This is a genomic window from Streptomyces angustmyceticus (genome assembly GCF_019933235.1).
In the GTDB taxonomy this organism is placed as follows: Bacteria; Actinomycetota; Actinomycetes; order Streptomycetales; family Streptomycetaceae; genus Streptomyces; species Streptomyces angustmyceticus.
On the sequence record NZ_CP082945.1, the window covers coordinates 1,703,879 to 1,729,951 of the forward strand.

Annotated in this window: 22 protein-coding genes; 10 read left to right on the plus strand and 12 right to left on the minus strand. The window is 71.0% G+C overall.

Annotated features, from left to right (window positions below):
* Positions 1-84: 84 nt before the first annotated feature.
* Positions 85-483, minus strand: a complete 399-nt coding sequence (locus tag K7396_RS07985; protein ID WP_086721458.1) for a helix-turn-helix domain-containing protein — start codon at positions 481-483, stop codon at positions 85-87.
* Positions 480-749 carry a hypothetical protein gene (locus tag K7396_RS07990; protein WP_086721459.1) on the minus strand — a complete coding sequence of 90 codons (270 nt, stop codon included), beginning with the start codon at positions 747-749 and terminating at the stop codon, positions 480-482. The genes K7396_RS07985 and K7396_RS07990 overlap by 4 nt, the downstream gene beginning before the upstream one ends.
* A 136-nt stretch (positions 750-885) precedes the next feature.
* Between K7396_RS07990 and K7396_RS07995 the strand changes: the two genes are divergently transcribed.
* The 7 genes from K7396_RS07995 to K7396_RS08025 all read left to right on the plus strand — a co-directional run bounded on the left by K7396_RS07995 (position 886) and on the right by K7396_RS08025 (position 7,304).
* Positions 886-1,728: a TIM barrel protein gene (locus K7396_RS07995; protein ID WP_086721460.1), complete on the plus strand. Its 843-nt coding sequence runs from the start codon at positions 886-888 to the stop codon at positions 1,726-1,728.
* 119 nt (positions 1,729-1,847) lie between these two features.
* The gene (locus tag K7396_RS08000; protein WP_086721461.1) at positions 1,848-2,744 is read left to right on the plus strand and encodes a 2-hydroxy-3-oxopropionate reductase; all 897 of its coding nucleotides are present in this window, start codon (positions 1,848-1,850) and stop codon (positions 2,742-2,744) included.
* Positions 2,745-2,894: 150 nt separating this feature from the next.
* A complete protein-coding gene (locus K7396_RS08005) occupies positions 2,895-3,308 on the plus strand; it encodes a thiamine pyrophosphate-dependent enzyme (RefSeq protein WP_233476774.1) in 414 nt (137 codons plus the stop codon).
* A gap of 219 nt (positions 3,309-3,527) precedes the next feature.
* A complete protein-coding gene (locus K7396_RS08010) occupies positions 3,528-4,985 on the plus strand; it encodes a catalase (RefSeq protein ID WP_152104373.1) in 1,458 nt (485 codons plus the stop codon).
* Between the two features lie 524 nt (positions 4,986-5,509).
* Positions 5,510-6,268 (plus strand): hypothetical protein, encoded by a 759-nt coding sequence (locus tag K7396_RS08015; RefSeq protein WP_152104308.1) that lies wholly within the window; start codon positions 5,510-5,512, stop codon positions 6,266-6,268.
* Positions 6,269-6,343: 75 nt separating this feature from the next.
* Entirely contained in the window at positions 6,344-6,898 is a 555-nt protein-coding gene (locus K7396_RS08020; protein ID WP_208629171.1) for a GNAT family N-acetyltransferase, read from the plus strand.
* 25 nt (positions 6,899-6,923) lie between these two features.
* Complete coding sequence (locus tag K7396_RS08025; RefSeq protein ID WP_223659768.1) at positions 6,924-7,304, plus strand: MmcQ/YjbR family DNA-binding protein; 381 nt, start codon at positions 6,924-6,926, stop codon at positions 7,302-7,304.
* Between the two features lie 232 nt (positions 7,305-7,536).
* On the opposite strand, the gene K7396_RS08030 is transcribed toward K7396_RS08025, so the two are convergent.
* Positions 7,537-10,935, minus strand: coding sequence for a tetratricopeptide repeat protein (locus tag K7396_RS08030; protein ID WP_223659771.1), 3,399 nt, complete (start codon positions 10,933-10,935; stop codon positions 7,537-7,539).
* Positions 10,936-10,953: 18 nt separating this feature from the next.
* Complete coding sequence (locus tag K7396_RS08035; protein WP_143589166.1) at positions 10,954-11,382, minus strand: hypothetical protein; 429 nt, start codon at positions 11,380-11,382, stop codon at positions 10,954-10,956.
* A 588-nt stretch (positions 11,383-11,970) separates the two neighbouring features.
* On the opposite strand from K7396_RS08035, the gene K7396_RS08040 reads away from it, so the two are divergent.
* On the plus strand, positions 11,971-12,495 hold the full coding sequence (locus K7396_RS08040) for a methyltransferase family protein (protein WP_223659773.1): 525 nt from the start codon (positions 11,971-11,973) through the stop codon (positions 12,493-12,495).
* Positions 12,496-12,509: 14 nt separating this feature from the next.
* Here K7396_RS08040 and K7396_RS08045 read toward each other — a convergent pair whose 3' ends face one another.
* Complete coding sequence (locus K7396_RS08045) at positions 12,510-14,150, minus strand: AMP-binding protein (RefSeq protein WP_152104306.1); 1,641 nt, start codon at positions 14,148-14,150, stop codon at positions 12,510-12,512.
* Positions 14,147-15,850, minus strand: coding sequence for an AMP-binding protein (locus K7396_RS08050; protein ID WP_086721830.1), 1,704 nt, complete (start codon positions 15,848-15,850; stop codon positions 14,147-14,149). The genes K7396_RS08045 and K7396_RS08050 overlap by 4 nt, the downstream gene beginning before the upstream one ends.
* Before the next feature lie 93 nt (positions 15,851-15,943).
* Here K7396_RS08050 and K7396_RS08055 point away from each other — a divergent pair, with 93 nt between their 5' ends.
* Positions 15,944-16,882 carry a helix-turn-helix transcriptional regulator gene (locus K7396_RS08055; protein WP_373866876.1) on the plus strand — a complete coding sequence of 313 codons (939 nt, stop codon included), beginning with the start codon at positions 15,944-15,946 and terminating at the stop codon, positions 16,880-16,882.
* A 150-nt stretch (positions 16,883-17,032) separates the two neighbouring features.
* Positions 17,033-17,614 (plus strand): GNAT family N-acetyltransferase, encoded by a 582-nt coding sequence (locus K7396_RS08060; protein ID WP_086716304.1) that lies wholly within the window; start codon positions 17,033-17,035, stop codon positions 17,612-17,614.
* 118 nt (positions 17,615-17,732) lie between these two features.
* Here the strand turns inward: K7396_RS08060 and K7396_RS08065 are convergent, their stop codons facing one another.
* The 6 genes from K7396_RS08065 to K7396_RS08090 form a co-directional block, all read right to left on the minus strand.
* A complete protein-coding gene (locus K7396_RS08065; protein WP_086716305.1) occupies positions 17,733-18,992 on the minus strand; it encodes a GNAT family N-acetyltransferase in 1,260 nt (419 codons plus the stop codon).
* A 144-nt stretch (positions 18,993-19,136) separates the two neighbouring features.
* Positions 19,137-20,375 carry an XdhC family protein gene (locus K7396_RS08070; RefSeq protein WP_152104304.1) on the minus strand — a complete coding sequence of 413 codons (1,239 nt, stop codon included), beginning with the start codon at positions 20,373-20,375 and terminating at the stop codon, positions 19,137-19,139.
* 36 nt (positions 20,376-20,411) lie between these two features.
* Positions 20,412-21,869 carry an NCS2 family permease gene (locus K7396_RS08075; RefSeq protein WP_086716309.1) on the minus strand — a complete coding sequence of 486 codons (1,458 nt, stop codon included), beginning with the start codon at positions 21,867-21,869 and terminating at the stop codon, positions 20,412-20,414.
* 235 nt (positions 21,870-22,104) lie between these two features.
* Positions 22,105-24,516 carry a xanthine dehydrogenase family protein molybdopterin-binding subunit gene (locus K7396_RS08080; RefSeq protein WP_086716311.1) on the minus strand — a complete coding sequence of 804 codons (2,412 nt, stop codon included), beginning with the start codon at positions 24,514-24,516 and terminating at the stop codon, positions 22,105-22,107.
* 5 nt (positions 24,517-24,521) lie between these two features.
* Positions 24,522-25,127, minus strand: coding sequence for a (2Fe-2S)-binding protein (locus K7396_RS08085; protein ID WP_086716313.1), 606 nt, complete (start codon positions 25,125-25,127; stop codon positions 24,522-24,524).
* On the minus strand, positions 25,118-26,005 hold the full coding sequence (locus K7396_RS08090) for an FAD binding domain-containing protein (protein ID WP_086716315.1): 888 nt from the start codon (positions 26,003-26,005) through the stop codon (positions 25,118-25,120). The genes K7396_RS08085 and K7396_RS08090 overlap by 10 nt, the downstream gene beginning before the upstream one ends.
* Positions 26,006-26,073 lie beyond the last annotated feature (68 nt).

Sequence of the window (26,073 nt, forward strand, 5' to 3'; positions counted from 1 at the left end):
GAAAACTCGGCGGCACAAAGCCGCCGCCCGGGTGACGTTCCGGCCCGTTTCACCGGGGAGCCGCCCGGCGCCGCACCCGGCTGCCTACGGGCCCTCCACCTGCGCGTTCCCGTCCTTCGCCGCGTTCTCGCGGTTCAGGTAGTTGTACACGGTGAACCTGCTGACACCGAGGGCGCCCGCGACCGTCTCGACGCCGTGCCGGACCGAGAAGGCGCCGCGGGACTCCAGGATCCGCACCACCGACTGCTTGGTCCTGCGGTCCAGCTCGGCGAGCGGCATGCCGTGCCGGCGCTGGAGCTCGGCGAGGATGTGGTCGAGCGAGTCCGACAGGTGCGGGAGGCGTACGGCCACCCGGTCCTGCCCCTCCCAGGTGAGCACGACGTCGTCGCCCCGGGCCTGGTCGGGCGCGACCATCTGTCCGCCCATCGCGTCGATCAGCGGTTTGACCGCCTCGACGAACGGGTGGTCGGCGGGCCCGGTCACGTCGCCTCCCCCTCGCCCTGCCCGGCTTCCCGGATCACATTGACCTGCAGGGAGACCCGGGTGGCGCCCGCCTGCAGCGATTCGCGCAGCAGGGCGGTCACGGCGCCCAGCACCTGGTCGGCGTCACCTTCGGCCGTGTTGCCGAACGGCCCGACGTCGACGGCGTCCAGGGCGGCGCCGGTGACGACGTCCCGCGCCACCACCGCATGCGCCGGCGCCTCGTCCAGGTCGAACGGCTCCGTCGTGAACTCCACTCTCAATCGCACGCCGCTCAACCTACGCGCGGTTCGGCCCGGCCACCAGAAATTGCCTCGGACCCCCCTTGACAGCCTCCGAACCCGACAGGCAGTGTTCCAGTACGCAGAAAAACAGTTCCACTATCCGGAAGGAGCGCCGGGCCTGATGGGTTTCACGGACACGCGCTTCAACGTCAATCTGTCGATCCTGTTCACCGAGCTTCCGTTGCTGGAGCGGCCGGCGGCCGCGCGGGCGGCGGGGTTCACGGCGGTGGAGCTGTGGTGGCCGTGGGTGGACGCCCCCGTGCCCGAGCAAGCGGAGCTGGCGGCGCTGCGCACGGCGCTGAACGACGCCGGGACCCAGCTGGTGGGGCTGAACTTCTACGCCGGCCAACTGCCCGGACCCGACCGCGGCGCGCTGTCGGTGCCGGGCGAGGAGTCGGAGAAGTTCCGCGCGAACGTGCCGGTGGCGGTGGAGTTCGGCCGCTCGCTGGGCTGTACGTCCTTCAACGCCCTCTACGGCAACCGCGTCGAGGGGGTGCCGGCCGCCGAACAGGACGCGCTGGCGCTGGAGAACCTGGCCTTCGCCGCCCGCGCGGTCGCGGAGGTCGGCGGGACGCTGCTGATCGAGGCGCTCAACGCGCCCGAGTCGCCGAACTGCCCGATCGTCAGCGCGCCGAAGGCGATCGAGGTGGTGGACGCGGTGAACGCGGCCACCGGCCTGGACAACGCCCGCTTCCTGATGGACCTCTACCACCTGTCCATGAACGGCGAGGACCTCGACGAGGTCATCGACCGGTACACGCCCAAGACGGCGCATGTGCAGATCGCCGACAACCCCGGCCGCGGCGCCCCCGGCACCGGTTCGCTGGACCTCGCCGCCCTGCTGGCCCGGCTGACGAAGGCCGGTTACGACGGCTGGACCGGCCTGGAGTACAAGCCCGGCGACGGACCGAGCGCCGGAGCCTTCGCCTGGCTCCCCGCGCCCCTGCGCGCCGCCCGTACCTGACCCGGCGCGGCGCGGGCCGCCCCGGCGCACCGCGGCGCGGCCCGCGCACCCCCGCACGCACACCCCGGCGGCCCGCCCCCGCCGCCGACGCAGCACCGCCCGGAAAGAAAGGCACCCCGATGAGCAATCTGCCCAAGGTCGCATGGATCGGTCTCGGCATCATGGGCTCCCCCATGGCCGAGAACCTGATCAAGGCCGGCTACCCCGTCACCGGCTACACCCTGGAGACCGACAAGCTCGAACGCCTCGCGGCGGCCGGCGGAACGGCGGCCGGCTCCATCGCCGAGGCCGTCGCCGACGCCGATGTCGTCATCACCATGGTCCCGGCCTCGCCGCAGGTCGAGGCCATCGCCTACGGCCCCGACGGCATCCTCGCCCACGCCCGCCCCGGCACCCTGCTGATCGACATGTCCTCGATCACGCCCCAGACCTCCATCGACCTCGCGCGGGCCGCCGCCGACAAGAGCGTCCGCGTCCTGGACGCCCCGGTCTCCGGCGGCGAGGCCGGCGCCGTCGAGGCCGTCCTGTCCATCATGGTCGGCGGCGACCAGGCCGACTTCGACGCGGCCCGCCCGCTCTTCGAGGCGCTCGGCAAGACCATCGTGCGCTGCGGCCCGCACGGCGCCGGCCAGACCGTCAAGGCCGCCAACCAGCTCATCGTCGCCGTCAACATCCAGGCCTGCGCCGAAGCCGTGGTCTTCCTGGAGAAGTCCGGCGTCGACCTCGGCGCCGCCCTCGACGTCCTGAACGGCGGCCTGGCCGGCTCCACCGTCCTGTCCCGCAAGAAGGGCAACTTCGCCCAGCGCGACTTCCGGCCCGGCTTCCGCATCGACCTCCACCACAAGGACATGGGCATCGTCACCGACGCCGCCCGCACCGTCGGTGCCGCCCTTCCCGTCGGCAGCCTCGTGGCCAGTCTCGTCACCTCCCTGCGCGCCCAGGGCGACGGCGGCCTCGACCACTCCGCCCTCCTGCGCGGCGTCGAACGCCTCTCCGGGCACACCGCCGGAAACTGAGGCCATGGCGGCGCAGCGGATTCCCGCCGTACGAGCGGCCGTCCCGGGGGGGGCGGCGCGCCTGCTGGCCAGGGCTGCGGCCGGTGGCACCACCGCGGCCCGCCCGGCTGGGAGGTACCGGCCGCGATCGGCGTCCACAGGGCGCTGGACCTGCGGGGTGAGCGGGACGCGGAGGTCATCGCGGCCGTCGACGGCGAGGAATTCCCGTTCCTCGCCGAGGAGTTGGCGTCGGCGGTGCGCCACGAGGTGCCCTTCGTGCCGCTGCTGCACCGGCCCGGCCACGACGGCCACGGCCGGCGCCGGGACCCCTGCGCGCCCGACGAGTACCTCACGGACCATGTGAAGCTCGTGGAGGCGTACGGCTGCGCGGGCCGCGACGTCGTCGAACCGGCGGAACTCCGCTCGGCGGTCGAGTGGGCCCGCAAGGAGGCCGTCTCCACCCGGCGGCCGGTCCTCGTGGACGTCCGGACCGGGCCCGCGGGACGCCCGCCCGGCGACGCCGCCGACAGCCCGGTGCACCAGCACAGCCATGATCCGGAGAACGCCCCCGCGGACACGACCTAGCCCGGTCCCCCGGACCAGGCCCCCAGACTTCCGGGCGGCGGCCGCGCCGACACTTGTCCTGTCGCGCCCAGGCGCGGCCGCCGCCCGGAATCCCTCCGGATACCTCCCCGCTTTGTTTCAACAAACTGTTGACGTCTGGTCGTAGCGCTTCTTACGCTCCGACACGCGGAAGCCAACTTCCGCGCTCTCGTACGGAAGGTCACCATGTCGAAGCCCACGCTGACGGCGCGCTTTCTCACTACGGAGGCTGGCGCCCCCGTCGCCGACAACCAGAACTCCGCCACCGCCGGCGTCGGCGGCCCGATCATCCTCCAGGACCAGCACCTGCTGGAGAAGCTCGCCCGCTTCAACCGCGAGCGCATCCCGGAGCGCGTCGTGCACGCCCGCGGCTCCGGCGCGTACGGCTACTTCGAGGTGACCGACGACGTCACGGGCTTCACCCGCGCCGACTTCCTCAGCGCCGTCGGCAAGCGCACCGAGACGTTCATCCGCTTCTCGACCGTCGCCGACAGCCTCGGCGGCCCGGACGCGGCCCGTGACCCGCGCGGCTTCGCGCTGAAGTTCTACACCGAAGAGGGCAACTACGACCTCGTCGGCAACAACACCCCGGTGTTCTTCATCAAGGACCCCATCAAGTTCCCCGACTTCATCCACTCCCAGAAGCGCGACCCCTTCACGGGCAAGCAGGAGCCGGACAACGTCTGGGACTTCTGGGCACACTCCCCCGAGGCGACCCACCAGGTCACCTGGCTCATGGGCGACCGCGGCATCCCCGCCTCCTACCGCCACATGAACGGCTACGGCTCGCACACCTACCAGTGGACGAACGCCGAGGGTGAGGCCTTCTTCGTCAAGTACCACTTCAAGACCAACCAGGGCATCCGCTGCCTGGACGCCGCGCAGGGCGCCGAGCTGTCCGGCACGGACCCCAACAGCCACCAGACCGACCTGCTCCAGTCCATCGAGCGGGGCGTCTACCCCTCCTGGACGCTGTACGTGCAGATCATGCCGGCGGCCGAGGCGGCGAACTACCGCTTCAACCCGTTCGACCTGACGAAGGTGTGGCCGCACGCGGACTACCCGCTGCAGCGCGTCGGCCGCCTGGTCCTGGACCGCAACCCCGACAACGTCTTCGCCGAGGTCGAGCAGTCGGCGTTCTCCCCGAACAACTTCGTGCCCGGCATCGGCCCGTCCCCGGACAAGATGCTCCAGGGCCGGCTGTTCGCCTACGCCGACGCGCACCGCTACCGCCTGGGCGTCAACCACACCCAGCTGCCGGTGAACGCCCCCAAGGCGACCGAGGCCCACAACTACGGCCGGGACGGCCTGATGGCCACCCACCGCTACGACCGGCACGCCAAGAACTACGAGCCGAACTCCTACGGCGGCCCGGTGCAGACCGACGAGGCCCTCTCCGCCCCGTTCGCCGTCTCCGGCCACACCGGCACCCACGAGGCCCCGCCGCACACCAAGGACGACGACTTCTTCCAGGCCGGTGAGCTCTACCGCCTGATGTCGCAGGACGAGCGGACCCGCCTGGTGAACAACATCGCCGGCGGCCTCTCCCAGGTCAGCCGGGACGACGTGATCGAGAAGAACCTGGCCCACTTCCACGCGGCCGACCCGGAGTACGGCGCCCGCGTCGAAGCCAGGGTCCGAGAGCTGCGCGAGGACTGACGGGAGGTCGGCATCCTCGCGCATCCGTACCGGCCGGCCTGTTTGAGGGGTGGCCGGCCGGTACGGAGCGGCAGCGCGAGCTCCGCGGTACACCGGGAGAACCAGTGCGGTGGCCGCGCCCGCCCGGCAGACAGGGCGGGCCTCTCCCCCGCCGCGGAGCCCGCCTGCTCCCCCTTGGGCGTGTCCGCAAAGCCCCACCTCATCTCCACCACCCCACCCCCAGACTCCGTCCGGCGGCGCGATGTCCTGTCGCGCCCGATGCTCGCGCTGTCGGACGGGAACCACAGCGGGCCCGGAATCCGTACGGTCACGGATTCCGGGCCCCGGGTGCGTGGCGCGCGCGCCCGCCCGCACGGACGGCCCCCGCGCTCCGCGATGCGCTCCCCCATGCGCCGCAGCTCCCCCACTGCCCTTCCCCACCTGGGCTCTCCTCGTAAATCACCCCCCTCCGCCCGGTTTTGGAGAGACCATGGGGACAGCAGCAGATCCGACCTGTCTGCCGCCCGACCTGCCAGGAGCCGACGATGGCCGACAGCGTGCCGGTGCGGTGCCCCACGTGCCGCCGTGAGAACGCCTTCACCCCGCCCACGTTCCCGTGCGCGTGCGGTGCCCCGCTGACCCTGCCCGTGCTGCGCGGCGGGGTGCCCGTCGAGATACTCCACCGCACCTGGCAGGCATCCTGGGTGGAGGTGCGCTGCGAGGTCTGCGGCCGGCAGGACGAGTGGCCCGCACCGGAGTCCGGCTGCGCCTGCGGCACGGTCGTACGGATCCCCGTCGCCCCCGCACCACCCCAACCACCCCCGAATTTCCCCTCATCCGGCCGCCCCACCGCCCCGAACCCCACCCCGGCGGCCTCCCCCTCCCCCACCGCCGGAACTCCCCACGCGTCCCGGCGCCCGGCGTTCCGCCCGGTCACCATCCGCACCGCCCGCGACTGCGTCACCGCCGCCGAGCAGTACCTGAAGTGGCTGGGCTACGCCGACATCGCACGGACCAGGGAGCGCACCGCCTCCGGCGTGGACCTCCGCGGCACGGGCGTGGTCGCCCAGGTCGACCCGACCACCCGCGCCACCCCACTGCGCGAGATCGAATGCCTCTGGCTCAACGGCCTCAACGACTCGGCCATAGCGGTCTTCTTCTCCCTCGCCGGCTACGCCCGCGACGCCCGCTCCCGCGCCGACGAACTACACCTCCCCCTCTTCGTCATGGACCTCACCGGCACCCCACAGCCGGTCAACGACCCGGCCGACGAACTGATCAGGTACGGGGCGGCGGACCCGTGAGGCCGCCGCCGCGTGACGGCCGACGACCATCGAAATCCGCTCGCCCCCGGCCCCCGGACCGGCGACACTGACACCGTGCTCATCCATGCCCCCTCCCCGACCGAGCTGCCCGCCCTGCGCACCCTCGAACGCGCCGCCGGCGAGGCGTTCCGCGGACTCGGGATGGCGGCGATCGCCGACGACGAACCGTCGGCACTCGCTCAGTTGACGGCATATCAACGGGCGGGACGGGTCCTGGCCGCGTACGAGGAACCGGGCCGGGCGACCACCACGGACACGCCGCCCGGACGGCCCCTCGGCTATCTCCTCTGGGAGCCCGTCGACGGATGCACCCACATCGAGCAGGTGTCGGTCCACCCACACCATGCCCACCGCCGCATCGGCCGGGCACTCATCGACCGGGCCGAACGGGAAGGCGGCCCGGCCCCGCTCCCGCTCACCCTGACCACCTTCGCCGAGGTCCCGTGGAACGCGCCGTACTACGCCCGCCTCGGATTCCGAGTCCTCGCCGATCCCGAACTCACCCCGGGCCTACGGGCGATCCGCGCCCATGAGGCGACGCTGGGGCTGGACCGGTGGCGGCGGGTGGCGATGCGCCGGGAGCCCGGCCAGTCGGATGGCAGGGCATGAACCGGCGGCCGGACATAATGACCTGGTGATCGACGCGAATGCCCTGCGGGCCGTCTGCCTGGACTTCAACGGCGCGGTCGAGGAGTTCCCTTTTCCGCGCCACCCCGACGTGTCCACCTTCAAGGTCGGCGGAAAAATCTTCGCGCTGACGACACTGACGAATACCCCGCTCACCGTGAGCCTCAAATGCGAACCCGAACTGGCCGAACGCCTGCGCGCGACGCACCCCGAGGTGGTCCCCGGCTACCACCTCAACAAGCGCCACTGGAACACCGTTTCGCTGACCGGCGCCCTCCCCGACCAACTCGTCCTCGACATGATCGAGGACTCCTACGACCTCGTGGTCGCTTCACTCCCCCGCACCCAGCGCCTGCTGCTCGACTGGCCCGGGGAGCGGCGGCCCTGAACCGCCGCCGCCGCGCACCGCCCCCAGCTCCAGGCCCCACCGAGCACGCCAGCTCATGCGGATCTGCGAACTTCCCGAACCGGCGCCGGGCCCGTGCCACGGACTCGGGTACCGGGTCATGGCACCGATGTACACGGGCTCAACCCTCGCCCCCTCAGGGCCTCCGATGACGTCGCTCCGAAGTCTGAGCAACAACTTTCTCCACGAGTCAGATATCGCTTGTTCCACTGCCTCACGGAGCCTGCCCTGACTCGGCTTGCTTTACCTTCCCATATGCGCGGGCTGCCTCTTCCAGCGCGCCCGCCCTTTTATAGGAATCAGCGGAGAGCAGCCAGACTTCACACACCTTCACAACGTCGGCATCAGCCGCACTGAGAGTTTGCGCCAGTTCACCCAATGCTTCTCCGGCGGAGGTGAGGTCACCGAGAGCTTCAAGAATCGACACCGCGCGCCGGCCAGCAGATTCGGCCAGGTCGTAACGACACAGGCCTCTAAGAGCGATCCCGGTGCCATTCCATGCGGCGGCTTGGCCGTCTTTGTCGCCGGTCTGTTCAGCGAGGGTGCGCGCGGTGTCGCATGCCGTGAGGGCCTCGTCGTAACGGTGCAGCTTCTCCAGAGCACTGCCCGTGTTATTCCACGCGGCGGCCTGTCCGTCTTTGTTGCCAGTCTGTTCAGCAAGACCACGCGCGGTGCCGTATGCCGTGAGGGCCTCGTCGTAACGGTGCAGCTTCTCCAGAGCACTGCCCGTGTTATTCCACACGGCGGCCTGACTGTCTTTGTTGCCAGTCTGTTCAGCAAGACCACGCGCGGTGTCGCATGTCGTGAGAGCCTCCTCGTAACGATGCAGCTTCTCCAGAGCACTGCCCGTGTTATTCCACACGGCGGCCTGTCCGTCTTTGTTGCCAGTCTGTTCAGCAAGACCACGCGCGGTGCCGTATGCCGTGAGAGCCTCCTCGTAACGATGCAGCTTCTCCAGAGCACTACCCGTGTTATTCCACACGGCGGCCTGACTGTCTTTGTTGCCAGTCTGTTCAGCAAGACCACGCGCGGTGCCGTATGCCGTGAGAGCCTCCTCGTAACGATGCAGCTTCTCCAGAGCGTCACCGGTGTCATTCCATGCGATGGCCTGACTGTCTTTGTTGCCAGTCTGTTCAGCAAGACCACGCGCGGTGCCGTATGCCGTGAGAGCCTCCTCGTAACGATGCAGCTTCTCCAGAGCACTACCCGTGTTATTCCACGCGACGGCCTGACTGTCTTTGTTGCCAGTCTGTTCAGCAAGACCACGCGCGGTGCCGTATGCCGTGAGAGCCTCCTCGTAACGGTGCAGGCTGTACAGGACGTTGCCAATGCCATGCCAGGTGGTGGCTTGGCCACTAGGGTGACTGGTTTGTTCTGCGAGGGTACGCGCGGTGCGGTATGCGGTCAGAGCCTCGTCGTAACGGTGCAGCTTGGACAGAACACGGCCGGTGTTATTCCACGCGGTAGCTTGACTGTCTTTGTTGCCGGTTTGTTCTGCGAGGGTACGCGCGGTGCGGTATGCGGTCAGAGCCTCGTCGTAACGGTACTGGTCCTCCAGGATATTTCCGGTATTATTCCATGCGGCGGCTTGCCTGTCTTTGTGGTTGGTTTGTTCGGCGAGGATACGCGCGGTGTCGTATGCGGCGAGAGCCTCGTCGTAACGGTGCAGTCTCTCCAGGGCGTTCCCGGCACTATTCCACGCGACGGCTTGACTGTCCTTATTGTCCGTTTGCTCGGCGAGAGCGCGCGTGGCATTAGAGGTGGCGAGGGCCTCTTGGTAACGGTGTAGCGCCTCTAGAGCATTGCCAATGTTGTTCCAGATATTAGTTTGGCCGTCTTTGTTGTTGGTTTGTTCGGCGAAGGCGCGCGCGGTGCGAAATGCGGTGAGAGCCTCATCGTAACGGTGCAGCCGGTACAGAGAGCCACCGGCACCATTCCACGCGGCGGCTTGACCATCTTTGTCGTTGGTTTGTTCGGCGAGTGCACGCGCGGTGCGAAATGCGGTGAGAGCTTCGTCGTAACGATGCAGTTCATCCAAGGCGCTCCCAAGGTTGTGCCAGGCGCCTGGTTCATTATGAAAATCGCCGAGGGCACGGCAGGTATCCAAAACCAATGCTCCGATTGCCAGAACGTCCTGCGTCCTGTGGCGCCATTCCAGGTAGTCACGGATAGCGAAACCAAGGCGGGCGGTGCTTTCGGAGGGGGCTTCAGCGTGAGCGGCGGCAATGAGATTGGCGCACTCTGCGTCCAGCTGCGTCAGCGCCTCATCCCGGCCAGAAAGTGTAGGGGAAGCACCCTGCCCGGACGATGTGATATGAGTGTCCGCGTTTTCGGCCAGTCGAATGTAATAGTCAGTCAGACGTTGGTGTGCTTGCTCGTATTTACGGCGCGCGGTGCGGTTGTCCTGACAGTGGGACCGAGATTTTTCGTAGGCGTAGTCGCGTAGCAGGTCGTGCATCTGCCACCGACCCCGAACTGGGCTGCGTTCGATGAGATGTGTGGCGGCGAGCTGGCTGAGCTGGTTGTCGGTAACTGTCTCGGTCTGGTGGGTGAGAGCGGCGGCTGCGGCCGTAGAGATGTCGGGACCGGCATTGAGAGACAGCATGCGGAACAGATCCTGCTGTTGTGGGAGCAGGCTGTTGAGGGTCTGGTCGAAGACGGTGCGCAGGTCGCGTTCTCCGTCGTTGATGCTGTCCAGCCGTCCCTCGCCTGAGGCAAGGCGTTGGGCGCGTTCGGCCAGAGGCTGTCCGGGGTCTTGAACCAGCTGCGCGGCCACGATCTGCAGGGCCAGGGGCAGGCAGCCGCATGCAACAGCGATGCGCTCAGCTGCTCTCTGGTCCCCTTCGACGCGTTGGTCGCTGGGATCTGCTTCGCGCAGAGCGAGGTCCAGGAGGTCGACGGCGTCTTCGGGCTGCAGCTGATGGAGGGAGCGCAGGCGGCCGATTCCGGGGAGCGCTTTACGGGATGTGACGATCATCCCGTGCGGCGCGGGCGGCAGCAGGGGTTTGACCTGGGAGGCGCTGGAGGCGTTGTCCGCGACTACCAGCAGCCGCTCACTCCCCCGGGCGCGTTCCACGAGATGGGAGCGGTAAAAGACTTCCCGTTCGGGCCCGGTGGGAGGAATGTGCTCCGATGGCACCCCGAGCAAACGCAGCAGGGAATCAAGGGCTTGCTCGGCCTGGGCAGGCTGGGAGTCGTACCCACGCAGGTCTACCAGGAGCACCCCGGTGAACCATTTTCGCTTCAACGTTTCATGACCGGCGGCATGAGCCAGCGTCGTCTTGCCCACGCCCCCCATGCCCGCTACGACGACCCCCGGCCGCTCTACACCCGACCCTGGATCGAGGAGGTCCAGCAGGAATGCCAGGTCCTCCTCTCGTCCGGTGAACTCTGCCGGCAGCTCCGGCAGCGAGGCGAGCGCGGACGGTGCCGGTGCGTATTCGTGCACGAACGTGTTGTACTGCGTTCCACTGCCCAAGGCAGCGGCTCGATCGAACCGGCTGCCGGCGAAGCTGTTGTCACGCTCCGCTCCGGTCCCCGGCCCTGCAGCGACCCGCTGACTGCGGCTGCCGCTCTTCTTGTTCCGTCCCTTGGACTTGTTCTTGCCCCCCACCAGATGCCGCCCTCTGCGTCAGTTGAAGGTGTTGTGCTGCGAACCGCTGCCTTGCACCGCCGACTTCTCAAACGTCGCCCCGCTGAAGTCGTTATGCACGGACTGGCTCCCACCTCCTGCACCCGCCCGCTCGATCAAAGCCCGCAGCTCCGCCGCGGCTTGCCGACGCTGCGTCTCGGGCAGTGCTTCCAGAAGCATCTCCAGACGGTTCTGCCAAGCCGCGGCCTGGGCCGTACGCACCCCCTCAAACTCATCCTCGTTCGAGGCCTCCAGCACAGCTCGCGTGCGGTCCAGCCGCTCCAGTTCGCTCTGCTCACGAGCGGCCTCGCCTCGGCCCAGCACTCGGGCAATACCACCGCGGACCCCGTTCCAGGCATCTGTACCAGCAGCCTGCACGACGGCACCACCACCCGCAGCCGCCAAGGCCGACAACGCTTCTACCAGCATCAAATCCCCCTCGACGCTCTACCAGCAAGGACTACCAGCCTAAAACCAACCGCCACGGAAAGGCGCTACAACCAAAAAGTCCAGTTCCCGTAGCCGAGAGTTCGAGAGGGGCACCGAGATCAGTTCTTCGGCCACGTATCGGCCCTTGTTGCCGCCCTCTGGTCGACGGCATGAGCCGGTAGCGAGGCCGGTGGCGGTGGCGGTGGCGGTGCAGCGAGGCAGACGCGAGCCTGATCGGCCAGCGCCCCCGCCCTCGTGGCTACCTGTCGTCGGCTCAGGTCCAAGCGGCGGCGAGTCACGCAGCGCCAAGTGCGTCCCCAGACGGATGGGCGGCCACGGTCAATGAGGATGCCGACCGGTACGTCCCCGTTTCATGCCCGTGCGGGGCCTCCACCTGGGGGTGGAGCTTCCCGGTTCCCGTGGGTGGTGGTGCACCACGCCGCACGCGGAGCAGTCTCGCCCCATGGGCTCTCTTCATTCGGCAGTGGTTGCGGTCACCGACATCTGCGTCGTCATCGTTCTTGTGGCCTGGGTCGTGGGGGCGGTCTACTGCGGTGTGAAGAGCCGGAATGGGCCGGGGCCGGCTGGGTGCGCGGACTGCGGCGCACCGCGCACGCACGGATTCCGGTGATCGTGGGCGCCGGGGTCTTCGCGGTGCTGGTCGGCCATGCCCCGCCGTCCTCCTGGCGCCACCTCCAGTACTGGCAGCCCGAGCTCGCACTCCTGGGTGCCCTGCTCGCCGCCGCCTCCACCGCGTTGCTGCTGTGGGCCCGTTGGGTGCTGGGCACGATGTGGGCCGGCGTCCCGCTGGTGCAGGAGCACCACGAGTTGCGTACCGACGGTCCCTACCGGCTGGTCCGCCACCCCATCTACACCGGTCTGCTCGGTCTGATCGTCGGCGGCATGCTGGCCTGCGGCTTCGGGGTCTGGGTGGATTATCTGGTAGTTGCCGTCCCCTGGTTGCTGCGTAGGGTGTGCCTTGAGGACGGCCTGATGGGCAGTCAGTTCGATGTCGCCTACGACACCTACCGGGCGCGGGTCCCCGCCCTGATCCCGTGGACGCGCCCCGCCCGGGTCGGCTCCCGCCGCGCCGGCGGCGAGCGGGGGCAGTAGCCCGGGGCGCGGACTCACTGCGAGACCCGCCCCACCTCCCCCGCCAACCGTTCCCGCAGTTCCACCTTGCGGACCTTGCCGCTGACGGTCATGGGGAAAGTGTCGACGATGTGGAGGTAGCGGGGGATCTTGAAGTGGGCGAGGTGGGAGCGGCAGTAGTGGTCCAACTCGTCGCGGGTGAGGGGGTTCTCGGGGTCGCGGAGGATGACGCAGGCGGCGATTTCCTCGCCGTACTTGTCGTCGGGGACGCCGACCACCTGGACGTCGGCGATCTTGGGGTGGGAGTAGAGGAACTCCTCGATCTCGCGTGGGTAGACGTTCTCGCCGCCCCTGATGATCATGTCCTTGATGCGGCCGACGATCCGGACGTAGCTGTCGTCGTTCATCACGGCGAGGTCGCCGGTGTGCATCCAGCGGTCGGTGTCGATGACCTCGGCGGTGCGCTCGGGTTCCTGCCAGTAGCCGAGCATCACGCTGTATCCGCGGGTGCACAGTTCGCCCGGGGTACCGCGGGGGACGGTCGCGCCGCTCACCGGGTCGACGACCTTGACCTCGATGTGCGGCAGTACGCGACCGACCGTCGTGGTGCGGTGGGCGAGGTCGTCCTCGCGGCGGGTCTGGGTGGAGACCGGGGAGGTCTCGGTCATGCCGTAACAGATGGAGACCTCGGCCATGTGCATCTCGGAGACGACCCGTTTCATCACCTCCTCCGGGCAGGGCGAGCCCGCCATGATGCCGGTGCGGAGGGTGGTGAGGTCGTAGGTGGCGAAGTCGGGGTGGTTGAGTTCGGCGATGAACATGGTGGGGACGCCGTAGAGGGACGTGCAGCGCTCGTCCTGGACGGCCCGGAGGGTGGCGGCGGCGTCGAAGGCGGGGCCGGGGATGACGAGGCAGGCGCCGTGCGAGGTGCCGGCGAGGTTGCCCATGACCATGCCGAAGCAGTGGTAGAAGGGCACCGGCAGGCACACCCGGTCGTGCTCGGTGTAGGCGACGGTCTCGCCGACCCAGTAGCCGTTGTTGAGGATGTTGCGGTGGGAGAGGGTGGCGCCCTTGGGGAAGCCGGTGGTGCCCGAGGTGTACTGGATGTTGACCGGGTCGTCGGCGGCGAGGGTCTGCTCGTACTCGGTGAGCCGGGCGGGCGGGACGGTGGCGCCTGCCGCCAGCAGCTCGTCCCAGGTCGGGTCGTCGAGGTAGACGACCTCGCGCAGCGCGGGGCTCTCGGCGCGCACCTGCTCGATCATCCCGCGGTAGTCGCTGGTCCGGTGGTGGGTCGCGGAGACCAGGAGGGTGATGCCGGCCTGCCGCAGGACGTACGCCAGCTCGTGGACGCGGTAGGCGGGGTTGACGTTGACGAGGATCGCGCCGATCCGGGCGGTGGCGTACTGGACGAGGACCCACTCGGCGCAGTTGGGCGCCCAGATGCCGACCCGGTCGCCCTTGCCGACGCCCTTGGCGAGCAGGCCGAGCGCCACTTCGTCGACCGCGCGGCCCAGTTCGGTGTACGTCCAGCGGCGGCCGCTCGCCACGTCGACCAGCGCCTCGCGGTCGCCGAACCGGGCGATGGTGCGGGCCAGGTCGGTGCCGATGGTGCGGTCGAGCAGCGGCCGGTCGCCGGCCCCGGCGGCGTACGAGAGTTGCTGGTCCGGGCGGCTCATCGGTGGTTCTCCTCGCGGTACTCGGCGCTGCCGTCGCCCTGGGCGGTGCGTTCGCGCAATTCGATACGGCGGATCTTGCCGGAGACGGTCTTCGGCAGTTCGGCGAACTCCAGCCGCCGGATGCGCTTGTAGGGGGCCAGGACCTCGCGGGAGTGCGCGAAGATCAGCTTCGCGGTCTCCGGCCCTGCCGACCACCCGGCCGCCAGCACGACATAGGCCTTGGGCACGGACAGCCGCAGCGGGTCGGGGGCCGGCACCACGGCGGCCTCGGCGACCGCCTCGTGCTCCAGCAGGGCGCTCTCCAGCTCGAAGGGCGAGATCTTGTAGTCGGACGCCTTGAAGACGTCGTCGGCGCGCCCGATGTAGGTCAGCCGGCCGTCGCTGTCGCGGAAGCCGATGTCGCCGGTGCGGTAGTAGCCGCCGGCCATCGCCTCCGCGGTGCGTTCGGGGTCCCCCTGATAGCCGGTCATCAGGCCGACCGGCCGGGTGGAGAGGTCGAGGGCGATCTCCCCCTCGTCGGCCGGTGCGCCGGTGACCGGGTCGAGCAGCACCACGTCGAAGCCGGGGGTGGGCCGGCCCATGGAGCCGGGGGTGACGGGCTGGCCCGGGGTGTTCGCCACCTGGACGGCGGTCTCGGTCTGTCCGAAGCCGTCGCGGATCGTCACGCCCCAGGACTGCCGCACCCGCTCGATGATCTCCGGGTTGAGCGGTTCACCGGCCGCGACGATCTCCCGGGGCGGGGTGCGGAGCGCCGACAGGTCGGCCTGGATGAGCATCCGCCAGACGGTGGGCGGGGCGCAGAAGCTGGTGACGCCGGCCCGGTCCATCTCGGCCATCAGCCGGGCCGCGTCGAAGCGGGTGTAGTTGTGGATGAAGACGGTGGCCTCGGCGTTCCAGGGCGCGAAGAGATTGGACCAGGCGTGCTTGGCCCATCCGGGCGAGGAGATGTTCAGGTGCACGTCGCCGGGCCGCAGGCCGATCCAGTACATCGTGGCGAGGTGGCCGATGGGGTAGGAGGCGTGGGTGTGCTCGACGAGCTTGGGCAGAGCGGTGGTGCCGGAGGTGAAGTAGAGCATCAGGGGGTCGCCGGCCCGGGTGGGGCCGTCCGGCTCATAGCTCTCGGGGCTCGCGTAGCACTCCTCGTACGCCAGCCAGCCGTCCGCCGCGCCGCCGACCGCGATCCGGGTGTAGTCGCCCGGGACGGCGGCGAACTTGTCGGTGTCCGCGGCGCGCACCAGGACGTGGCGGGCCCGGCCGCGGTCGATCCGGTCGGCGAGATCGGCGGCGCCCAGCAGGGGGGTCGCGGGGATGACGACCGCGCGCAGCTTCATCGCGGCCAGCGCGGTCTCCCACAGTTCCGCCTGGTTGCCGAGCATCACGACGATGCGGTCGCCGGCCCGGACCCCCTGGGCGGAGAGCCAGTTGGCGGCCTGGTCGGAGCGGCGGCGCAGCTGCTCGAAGCTCAGCCGGGTCTCGCTGCCGTCCTCCTCGACGAGGTGCAGCGCGGTGCGGTCGTTGCCGCGGGCGATGGCGTCGAACCAGTCCAGGGCCCAGTTGAAGTGGGTGGGCCGGGGCCAGCGGAATTCCGCGCGGGCCGCGTCGTAGTCCTCCCGGTGCCGCAGCAGGAGATCCCGCGCCGCCCGGAACGCCTCGGTGGCGGCCGGTGCGCGGCCCGTCGCACCGTTTTCCGTGTCCGTCATGTGTCCTCCTCATTGCCGCACCGCTCCCTGCCATCGTGTAATCAGTGGCGCAGGTCTCACCACCCCCGAATGGGGGGAACCGGAGGTATCGGCGTGCAGTTCGAGCCCGCGGCGAACGATTCGGCGGACGTACGGGCGGCGCTGTCGCGGCTGCGGCGGGCGACCGGTCTGCCGGTGGCGTTCGGCGGGCTGCTGGCCGGCACGGGGCGCTACCGCATCAACGAGCTGGCCGGTACGGAGACCACGGTGCTGCACGGCCTCGACATCGCGCAGGGCAACGGGCTGGGCGGGAAGGCCGCGACGCTGTCCCGGCCGCTGGCGGTGACCGACTACGGCGCCTCGTCGGTGATCAGCCACGAGTACGACGCGGCGGTGGCCGCGGAGGGGCTGCGGTCGGTGCTCGCGGTGCCGGTGATCGTCCGGCGGCGGGTGCGCGGCGTGCTGTACGGGGCGCTGCGCCGGCCGGTGCGGCTGGGCGACCGGCCGCTGTCGGCGGCCGTGGAGGCGGCGCGGGAGCTGGAGCAGGCGCTGGTGCTGCAGGACGAGGCGGCGCGGCTGCTGGCGGAGGCCCTGCCGCCCGCCACGGGGGCGCGGGCGGTGCCTCCGGGGCCGGGGGCTGCCGCCGGCGATCCGGCGAGGTGGGAGGAGGTGCGGGAGGCGCACGGTGAGCTGCGCGCGCTGGCGCAGCGGGTCGGCGACCCGCTGCTGCGCCGGGAGCTGCTGGCGGCGTGCGGGCGGCTCGCGGCGGCCTCGTCGCGGCGGGGCGGCGGGGGCGGTGCGGACGGCGTGGCGGGCGCGGACGGCGTGGCGGGTACGGCCTGCGCGGCCGGCGCGGATCCGGGGCTGTCGCCGCGTGAGGTGGACGTCCTGGCCTGTGTGGCGTCGGGGGCGACGAACGCGGTGGTGGCGGAGCGTCTGGGGCTGCGCCCGGAGACGGTGAAGAGCTATCTCCGGTCCTGCATGCGGAAGTTGGGGGCGCACACCCGGCTGCAGGCGGTGGTGGCGGCGCGGCGGGTCGGGGTGCTGCCGTAGGGGCGGGGGCGGGGTGTTTCCGTAGGCCCCGAGCCGGGGGTGTTCCCGTAGGGGCGAGAGGGCGTGGTGCAGGCCGCTCCCGTTGCGGATCAACTCCCCTGCACGTCAATTCCGTTGCCGTCCGATCCGCGGCCCGGACATCATCCCCTCATGATCGACGCCACCGCACTCTCCGAGAAACCGGTGCTCACGGGCGACCGGATCCGTCTCACGCCGCTGTCGGCGCGCCATGCGGCCGCCTTTCACGCCTCCGCCGCCGACCCGGAGATCCGCCGGCTGACCGGCACCCACCATGACTTCACGCTGGAAGAGCTGCAGGCGTGGTGCGCCGGCCGGGCCGCCTGCGCGGACCGGCTGGACCTGGCCGTCGAGGACCGGGAGTCCGGCGCGTTCCTGGGCGAACTCGCGCTGCACGACATCGACGCGCCGAACGCCTGCGGAAGCTTCCGGATCGCCCTCGCCCCGGACGCGACCGGCCGCGGCATCGGCACCGAGGCGATCCGGCTGCTGCTCGACTACGCCTTCGACCGGGTGGGCCTGCACCGCGTCCAGTTGGAGGTCTACGACTACAACCCGCGCGCCCGGCGGGCGTACGAGAAGTGCGGCTTCGAGGTGGAGGGCCGGATGCGGGAGGCCCTGTTCTGGGACGGCGCGTGGCATGACGTGCTGGTGATGGCGGCGCTGCGGCCACGGCGGGACGGGGGCGCGGGCCGGGCGCCGGCCACACGCTGACGACCGGCCACACAGTGACGACCGGGCGCACGCTACAGGCCGGGCGCGCACCGTGGAGCGAGCCCCCGTTGCAGGCCGGCCGCACATCCGTCCCCAGCCCGTGCCCCTGCCGCCCCGCTCAGTGGTTCTCCCCCGTGAAGGGCAGCCACTCCGTCTGCAGGGCGGCGTCCAGGCGGCGGACCGCGCCGGGGGTGTGCTCGGTGGCCAGGCCGGCGTGTGCGAAGTGGCGCAGGGGGGTGCCACCGAGGTAGCAGGAGGCCAACTCCCGTACGTCCAGGGAGAGGTCGGGGGTGTCGGCGGCGGGCTCCCATGTGGCGCCCTCGGGGCCGGCGGTCAGCCGGAAGCGGCCCGCGTTGGCCGGCAGGACGGTGTCGCGCAGGTCGACGACGACGTCGACGGGGGCCGCCCAGGAGCGGGCGGTCAGCGCGGCGCGGACGTCCAGCAGCCGGAGCCAGAGGTCGGGTTCCTGGCCGGTGACGCGTACCTGGTCGCGGTCGGCGGCGAGGTGGAGCAGCGGGTCGTCGGCGGGGCGGCCCTGGATCTCGACGGTCGAGGTCAGGTCGATCGAGACGAGGTAGGACCACAGGGCGGCGGCGGCCGGTCCGGATTCGGCTTCGAGTTCGGCGACGCGGACCGTGCCGGGGCCGCTCCCGCCGGGGCCGCGGGTGCGGTAGACCGCGTAGCCGCCGGGCGTCTCACCGGGGGCGCCGAGCACCACCACGTACGCCGGCCCGAACCCGTCCTGACCGGCTCTCATGCTGGCGCCGTCGAGGTCCAGCGCCCCGCAGCGCCACCAGCTCTCGTCGCGGGTGAACCGGCCGGCCCGCCGCGCCAGCGTCGCGTCGTAGTGCGGGGCGAGCCGGGCGGGTGCCCCGGCCGGGTCGATCAGCCGCAGCGGGCGGCTGTCGGGGGCGGTACGGAGCGCGAGGGGACGGCTGGAGTCGATCTCCATGCGGCAGAGTTCGGTGGCGGCGCCGAAGCCGTAGCGGCCGTAGATGGCGCTCTCGGACGGCCACAGGCAGGCCAGTGGGTACGCGTCCGCGGCGCAGCGGCGCCAGAGGCCGTCCATCATCGAGGTGAGGATGCCGCGGCGCCGGTGCGTGGGCAGTACGGAGACGAAGTCCACCGCCGCGCACGGGAGTTGGCCGCCCGGGACGGAGAGGGTGCGGCGGTGCGCCCCGGCCACCCCGGCCAGCTGTCCGCCGTCGTACGCGCCGACGCGGAGGGCGGCCCGGAGCATTCCCGCGTGCCGGTGCCGGGTCTTGTCGCCGGGCGTCAGATGGAAGACGGAGTACGTGAGGTCCAGGGCCCGGTCGCAGTCGGCCTCCGGGACGTCGCGGAACTCCGTGGTGGCGCGGGCGTCGTCGTCAGTGGTCACCGGGGGACGCTAGCGCGGTGCGCCGGGACGGTCATCCCGATTTCCGGCGCCTCTCACCGGGCGGCCGCCTCCCACGCGCCCCGGGCCCCGGACGCCGCACGCGGGTCGCCTCCCGCGCGCCCGCCGCACCGCCGCGCCCCGTCCTCACGCCACCGACCCGATCCGCCCCACCGGCCGCCCCGTGTCGTGGTGGATGGGGGTGTGGGCGCCGGTCAGCGGGGTGCCGGTGCCGCCGCGGCGGTTGGCGACGATCTCGGCGGCGATGGACAGCGCGGTCTCCTCGGGGGTGCGGGCGCCGAGGTCGAGGCCGATGGGCGAGCGCAGCCGGTTGAGTTCGAGTTCGGTCAGGCCGGTGTCGCGCAGCCGCCGCAGCCGGTCCAGGTGGGTGCGGCGCGAGCCCATCGCGCCGACGTAGGCGACCGGGAGCCTGAGCGCCCGCTCCAGCAGCGGGACGTCGAACTTGGCGTCGTGGGTCAGCACGCACAGCACCGTGCGGGGGTCGAGGTCCTGGGAGTCCAGGTAGCGGTGCGGCCAGTCGACGACGATCTCGTCGGCGTCCGGGAAGCGGGTGCGGGTGGCGAAGACGGGGCGGGCGTCGCAGACCGTGACGTGGTAGTTGAGGAACTTGCCGACCTTGACCAGCGCGGAGGCGAAGTCGATCGCGCCGAAGACGATCATGCGGGGCGCGGGGACGGAGGATTCGACGAGGAGGCGGACGGGCTGACCGCACTGCGCACCGGCCGGCTGCTCCGCGTCGTCGCCCGTGGCGTCCTCGCCGGGTGCCGGGCCCGCCCCGAGCTCGATCGTCGTGGTGCGCCCGGCGTCCAGCAGGGCGCGGGTGAGGGCCGTCGCGGTGCGGTCGAGGGCGGGGTGGCCGCCCAGGGTGCCGGTGTGGCTGCCGTCGGGGCGGACCACCAGCGCCCGGCCGAGGAGCCCGGCGGGGCCCTCGATGACCCGGGCGAGGGCCGCCGCCCGGCCCGTGGCGGCGGCGGCCAGGCCGGCGGCGAGCGTGCCTGCGGCGCCGTCGGCCGGCTCCCCCGGCGTGCGGTCGCCGGCCGGGCGCGCGGCGGGCGCCCGGACCGGCTGGACGAGGATGTCGATGACGCCGCCGCAGGTCAGGCCCACGGCGAAGGCATCCTCGTCGCTGTACCCGAAGCGCTCCAGCACCGGCTCGCCGGTCCGCAGCGCCTCCTGGCACAGCTCGTACACCGCCCCCTCCACACATCCGCCGGAGACCGACCCGATCGCCGTGCCGTCACTGTCGACGGCCAGGGCGGCTCCGGGCTGGCGGGGCGCGCTGCCGTGCGTGGCCACGACGGTGGCCACCGCGAAGTCGCGGCCCTGCCCGACCCACCGGTGCAGCTCTTCGGCGATGTCCAGCATGTCGGTCTCCTTACGGACGGGGGAGAGGGCGGGCGGTTACTTGACGCCCAGCCACTGCTCGATCGGGTGGAGCGAGAAGTAGACGACGAAGATCGCGGCCAGCACCCACATGAAGCCGCCGATCTCGCGCCATTTGCCCTGTGCCGCCTTAATGGCAACGTAGGCGATGACGCCCGCGCCGACACCTGCGGTGATGCTGTAGGTGAACGGCATCAGGGCCACGGTCAGGAAGACCGGGATGGACACCGAGCGGTCGCGCCAGTCCACGTGGCCGGCGGCGCTCATCATCATCGAGCCGATGACGACGAGGGCGGCCGAGGCGACCTGGGCCGGTACGAGCTGGGTGACCGGGGTGAAGAACAGGCAGGCCGCGAAGAGCAGGCCGGTGACGACGGACGACAGGCCGGTGCGCGCGCCCTCGCCGACGCCGCTCGCCGACTCGATGAACACGGTCTGGCCGGACGCGCCGGCCACGCCGCCGATCGCCCCGCCCGCGCCGTCCACGAACAGCGCCTTGGACAGGCCCGGCATCCGGCCCTTGTCGTCGGCCAGCTCGGCCTCGGTGCCGACGCCGATGATGGTGGCCATGGCGTCGAAGAAGCCGGCCAGCACCAGGGTGAAGACGATCATGCCGACGCTGAGCACGCCGAGGGAGCCCCAGCCGCCGAACTCGACATGGCCGAAGAGGCCGAAGTCGGGCATGGCGACCGCGCTGCCGCTCAGCTCGGGGGGCGTGCCGCCCCAGTCCTTGGCCGTGAGGCCGCCGATCCTGGTCGCGGCGATGGACAGCACGCTGCCGGCCACGATGCCGATGAGGATCGCGCCGGGCACCTTGCGGGCCTGCAGCATGAAGATCAGCAGCAGGGTGACGCAGAAGAACAGCACCGGCCAGCCGGACAGCTGCCCGGTGAGGCCGAGGGTGACGGGGCCGCCCTCGCCCTTGCCCACGAAACCGGCCTTCACCAGCCCGAGCAGGGCGACGAACATGCCGATGCCCATGGTGATCGCGTGCTTGAGCGCCAACGGGATGGCGTTCATGATCATCTCGCGGAGGCCGGTGACCACCAGGAGGCAGATCACCACGCCGTAGACCACGCACATCCCCATGGCCTGCGGCCAGGTCATGTGCGGGACGACCTGGGCGGTCAGCGCGGCCGACACGTTCAGGCCGGCCGCCAGGGCCAGCGGCACCTTGCCGATGAAGCCCATCAGCAGCGTGGAGACCGCCGCGGCCAGTGCGGTGGCGGTGACCACGCCCGCGTGCGCGAGGGTGTTCTTCTCCACGTCCGGGGTCGACAGGATCAGCGGGTTGAGCAGGAGGATGTAGCACATCGCCATGAAGGTGGTGATGCCGCCGCGCACCTCTCGCGCCGGCGTCGATCCTCTGTCGGATATGTGGAAGTACCGGTCGAGCCAGGACCGGCCCGCGGGCTGGCGCGAGCCGGCCCCGGCGTCTTCCGCCGTGGTCCTCGGCTCGGTGGACTGCTGGGTCATGGTGCCTTACTCCCAAGGTTCACAGGGGCACTCGCACGGGTGCGAGATTTGGGATGAAACATCGGCTGCACGACCCGGGGGACGGCCCGAGACGAACGGGGGGTACTGGCTCCGCCGGAGCGGAGCAGCGACTGCGGTGGTGGGCCTCCGGGCGGTGGGCGGAGGAGGACGGACAGGGACACCCCTGACACCCACCGCCCGGAGGCCGGTGTCCGGGGTCGCCCCCGGACGGTCTCTAGGTGCCGGTGAGGTGTTCGGGCCGCACCGGCGTCTTGTTGAGTTCCAGCCCGGTCGCGTTCCGGATCGCCGCGAGGACGGCCGGGGTGGACGACAGGGTGGGGGCCTCGCCGATGCCGCGCAGCCCGTACGGGGCGTGCTCGTCGGCGAGTTCGAGCACATCGACCGGGATGGTCGGGGTGTCGAGGATCGTGGGGATGAGGTAGTCCGTGAAGGACGGGTTGCGCACCTTCGCGGTCTTCGGGTCGACGATGATCTCCTCCATGACCGCCACGCCCAGGCCCTGGGTGGTGCCGCCCTGGATCTGGCCGACGACGGACAGCGGGTTGAGCGCCTTGCCGACGTCCTGGGCGCAGGCCAGCTCGATGACCTTGACCAGCCCGAGTTCGGTGTCCACCTCGACGACCGCGCGGTGGGCCGCGAAGGAGTACTGGACGTGGCCGTTGCCCTGGCCGGTGTGCAGGTCGAAGGGCTCGGTGGGGCGGTGGCGCCACTCCAGCTCCAGGTCGACCGCCTCGTCCTCCAGGACGTCCGCCAGGTGGGCGAGGACCTCGCCGCCGTCGGTGACGACCTTGCCGCCCTCCAGCAGGAGTTCGGCGGTCGCCCACGCGGGGTGGTACGTGCCGAACTTGCGCCGGCCGATGTCGAGGACCTGCTCGCGGACGTGCTCACAGGCGTTCTTGACGGCGCCACCGGTGACGTAGGTCTGGCGGGAGGCGGAGGTCGATCCGGCCGAGCCGACCCGGGTGTCGGCGGGCTGGATGGTGACCTGCTGGACCCCCAGCTCCGTACGGGCGATCTGGGCGTGGACGGTGACGCCGCCCTGGCCGACCTCCGCCATCGCGGTGTGGACGGTGGCGACCGGCACCCCGCCGACGACCTCCATCCGCACCCGGGCGGTGGAGTAGTCGTCGAAGCCCTCGGAGAAGCCGACGTTCTTGATGCCGACGGCGTAGCCGACGCCGCGGACCACGCCCTCGCCGTGGGTGGTGTTGGACAGCCCGCCGGGCAGCGCACGGACGTCCGCGCCCGCCCCGGCCGTCAGCCACTGCTGCTCCGGCGGGAGCGGCATCGCCTTGACGCGGCGCAGGAGTTCGGCGACCGGGGCCGGGGAGTCGACCGGCTGCCCGGTCGGCATGATCGTGCCCTGTTCCATGGCGTTGAGCTGCCGGAACTCGACCGGGTCCATGCCCAGCTTCTTGGCGACCTTGTCCATCTGCGCCTCGTAGGCGAAGCATGCCTGGACGGCGCCGAAGCCGCGCATCGCCCCGCAGGGCGGGTTGTTGGAGTAGAGCGCGATGGCCTCGATGTCGACGTCGTCGACCACGTACGGGCCGACGGCGAGCGAGGAGGCGTTGCCGACGACGGCGGGCGAGGCGGACGCGTAGGCGCCGCCGTCCAGCACGATGCGGCACTTGAGGTGGGTGAGCTTGCCGTCCTTGGTGGCGCCGTGCTCGTACCAGAGCTTGGCCGGGTGCCGGTGGACGTGCCCGAAGAAGGACTCGAAGCGGTTGTAGACGATCTTGACGGGCTTGCCGGTGCGCAGCGCCAGGAGGCAGGCGTGGATCTGCATCGACAGGTCCTCGCGGCCGCCGAAGGCGCCGCCGACGCCGGAGAGCGTCATCCGCACCTTCTCCTCGGGCAGGCCGAGGACGGGGGCGATCTGACGCAGGTCGGAGTGCAGCCACTGGGTGGCGACGTAGAGGTCGACGCCGCCGTCCTCGCCGGGTACCGCGAGGCCGGACTCCGGGCCGAGGAACGCCTGGTCCTGCATGCCGAAGACGTACTCGCCGGAGACGATGACATCGGCCTTCTTCGCGGCCTCGGCGGCGTCGCCGCGGATGATCGGCTGGCGGTGGACGATGTTCGGGTGCGGTACGTGCCCGATGTGGTGGTCGGTGCGGTTCTCGTGGACCAGCGGGGCGCCCTCGGCGGTGGCGGAGGCCTCGTCGGTGACGACCGGCAGCTCGGCGTAGTCGATCTTGATCTTGGCGGCGGCGCGGCGCGCGGTCTCCGGGTGGTCGGCGGCGACCAGCGCCACCGGCTCGCCGTGGTGGCGCACCTTGCCGTGCGCGAGAACCGGCGTGTCCTGGATCTCCAGGCCGTAGTTCTTCACGTCGGTGGGCAGGTCGTCGTAGGTCAGGACGGCGTAGACGCCGGAGGTCGCCAGCGCCTCGGAGGTGTCGATCGACCGGATCTCGGCGTGCGCGGTGGTGGAGCGCAGGGTGTAGCCCCACAGCATGTCCTCGTGCCACATGTCCGAGGAGTAGGCGAACTCGCCGGTCACCTTGAGGGTGCCGTCGGGCCGCAGGGTGGACTCGCCGATGCCGGCCTTGGTCTGGCTGCCCTGCGTCAGGTTCGTCGGGGTACGGCCGGGCGCGGTGGCGACCCGGGTCTCCTTGTCGGCCATCGCGGTCAGGCCCCCTGTCCGGCGGTCCGGTTCTCGCCGCGGGCGGCCGCCAGCCGGACCGCGTCGAGGATCTTCTCGTAGCCCGTGCAGCGGCACAGGTTGCCCGACAGGGCCTCGCGGATGTCGGCGTCCGACGGGGAGTCGTTGCGCTCCAGCAGCTCGTCGGCGGCGACCAGCAGGCCCGGGGTGCAGAAGCCGCACTGGACGGCGCCGGCGTCGATGAACGCCTGCTGGATCGGCGAGAGCCCCTCGTGCGGGGCGCTGTCACCGGACTGCGGGGCGGCCGGGCGGGCCTGCCAGCCCTTGGCCTCGTCCAGGCCGGTGCCGCAGGTGCCGTCGGCACAGCCGCCCTCGGCGCGCTGCCGGGCGAAGTCCGCCAGGCCCTCGACGGTCACCACCTCGCGGCCCTCGACCTGGCCGGCCGCGACCAGACAGGAGCACACCGGCACCCCGTCGAGACGGACCGTGCAGGACCCGCATTCGCCCTGCTCACAGGCGTTCTTCGAGCCCGGGAGGCCCATCCGCTCACGGAGGACGTACAGCAGGCTCTCGCCTTCCCAGACGTCGTCGGCCTCCTGCCGGCGGCCGTTGACGGTGAATGTCACGCGCACTGTGCGCTCCTCTCGTTGCCCCGGTAGGACTCCCAGGTCCAGCCGAGGGTGCGGCGCGCCATGATGCCGACGGCGTGCCGCCGGTACTTGGCGCTGCCGCGCACATCGTCGATCGGGTTGCAGGCGCCGGCGGCGAGCTGCGCGAACTGCTTGGCGACGGACGGCGGGATGGGGTTGCCGGACTCCCACAAGCCACCCTCGTCCAGCGCCGCGGCGAGGAAGTCCTCGGCCTCGCGGGCCCGTACGGGCGTGGGCGCGGCGGAGCCGATGCCGGTGCGCACCGTGCGGGTCTCCGGGTGCAGCGCGATGCCGAAGGCGCAGACCGCGATCACCATGGCGTTGCGGGTGCCGACCTTGGAGAACTGCTGCGGGCCGTCCGCCTTGGGCAGGTGCACCGAGCGGATCAGCTCGTCGGCCTCCATGGCGTTGCGCTTGACCCCGGTGTAGAAGTCGTCGATCGGGATCATCCGGCGGCCGCGCACGGATTCCACCTCGACCTCGCAGCCGGCGGCGAGCAGCGCGGGGTGCGCGTCGCCGGCCGGGGAGGCGGTCCCGAGGTTGCCGCCGACGCCGCCGCGGTTGCGGATCTGCGGGGAGGCCACCGTGTGCGATGCCAGGGCCAGGCCCGGGAGTTCGGCCCGCAGGTTCTCCATGATCTTGGTGTACGGGACGGAGGCGCCCAGGCGCACGGTCCTCTCGCCGACCTCCCACTCGCTCAGCTCACCGATGCGGTTCAGGTCGAGCAGGTACTCGGGACGGCGGTGGTCGAAGTTGATCTCGACCATCACGTCCGTGCCCCCCGCGATAGGCACAGCGGTAGGGTGCTCGGCCTTGGCGGCGAGCGCCTCCTCCCAGCTGGCGGGGCGAAGGAAGTCCATGGTTGGCCTCTTCTACGAATTCTACGAAATCGGGTCGTCGCTACTCATGGTGAGGACGCTGCGTCGCC

Coding starts and splice junctions, on each gene's coding strand:
- K7396_RS08090 (WP_086716315.1), bottom strand. CDS start 26,005: ATGGACTTCCTTCGCCCCGCCAGCTGGGAGGAGGCGCTCGCCGCCAAG.
- K7396_RS08035 (WP_143589166.1), bottom strand. CDS start 11,382: ATGCTGGTAGAAGCGTTGTCGGCCTTGGCGGCTGCGGGTGGTGGTGCC.
- K7396_RS08045 (WP_152104306.1), bottom strand. CDS start 14,150: ATGAGCCGCCCGGACCAGCAACTCTCGTACGCCGCCGGGGCCGGCGAC.
- K7396_RS08075 (WP_086716309.1), bottom strand. CDS start 21,869: ATGACCCAGCAGTCCACCGAGCCGAGGACCACGGCGGAAGACGCCGGG.
- K7396_RS08015 (WP_152104308.1), top strand. CDS start 5,510: ATGGCCGACAGCGTGCCGGTGCGGTGCCCCACGTGCCGCCGTGAGAAC.
- K7396_RS08080 (WP_086716311.1), bottom strand. CDS start 24,516: ATGGCCGACAAGGAGACCCGGGTCGCCACCGCGCCCGGCCGTACCCCG.
- K7396_RS08060 (WP_086716304.1), top strand. CDS start 17,033: ATGATCGACGCCACCGCACTCTCCGAGAAACCGGTGCTCACGGGCGAC.
- K7396_RS07995 (WP_086721460.1), top strand. CDS start 886: ATGGGTTTCACGGACACGCGCTTCAACGTCAATCTGTCGATCCTGTTC.
- K7396_RS08000 (WP_086721461.1), top strand. CDS start 1,848: ATGAGCAATCTGCCCAAGGTCGCATGGATCGGTCTCGGCATCATGGGC.
- K7396_RS08070 (WP_152104304.1), bottom strand. CDS start 20,375: ATGCTGGACATCGCCGAAGAGCTGCACCGGTGGGTCGGGCAGGGCCGC.
- K7396_RS08050 (WP_086721830.1), bottom strand. CDS start 15,850: ATGACGGACACGGAAAACGGTGCGACGGGCCGCGCACCGGCCGCCACC.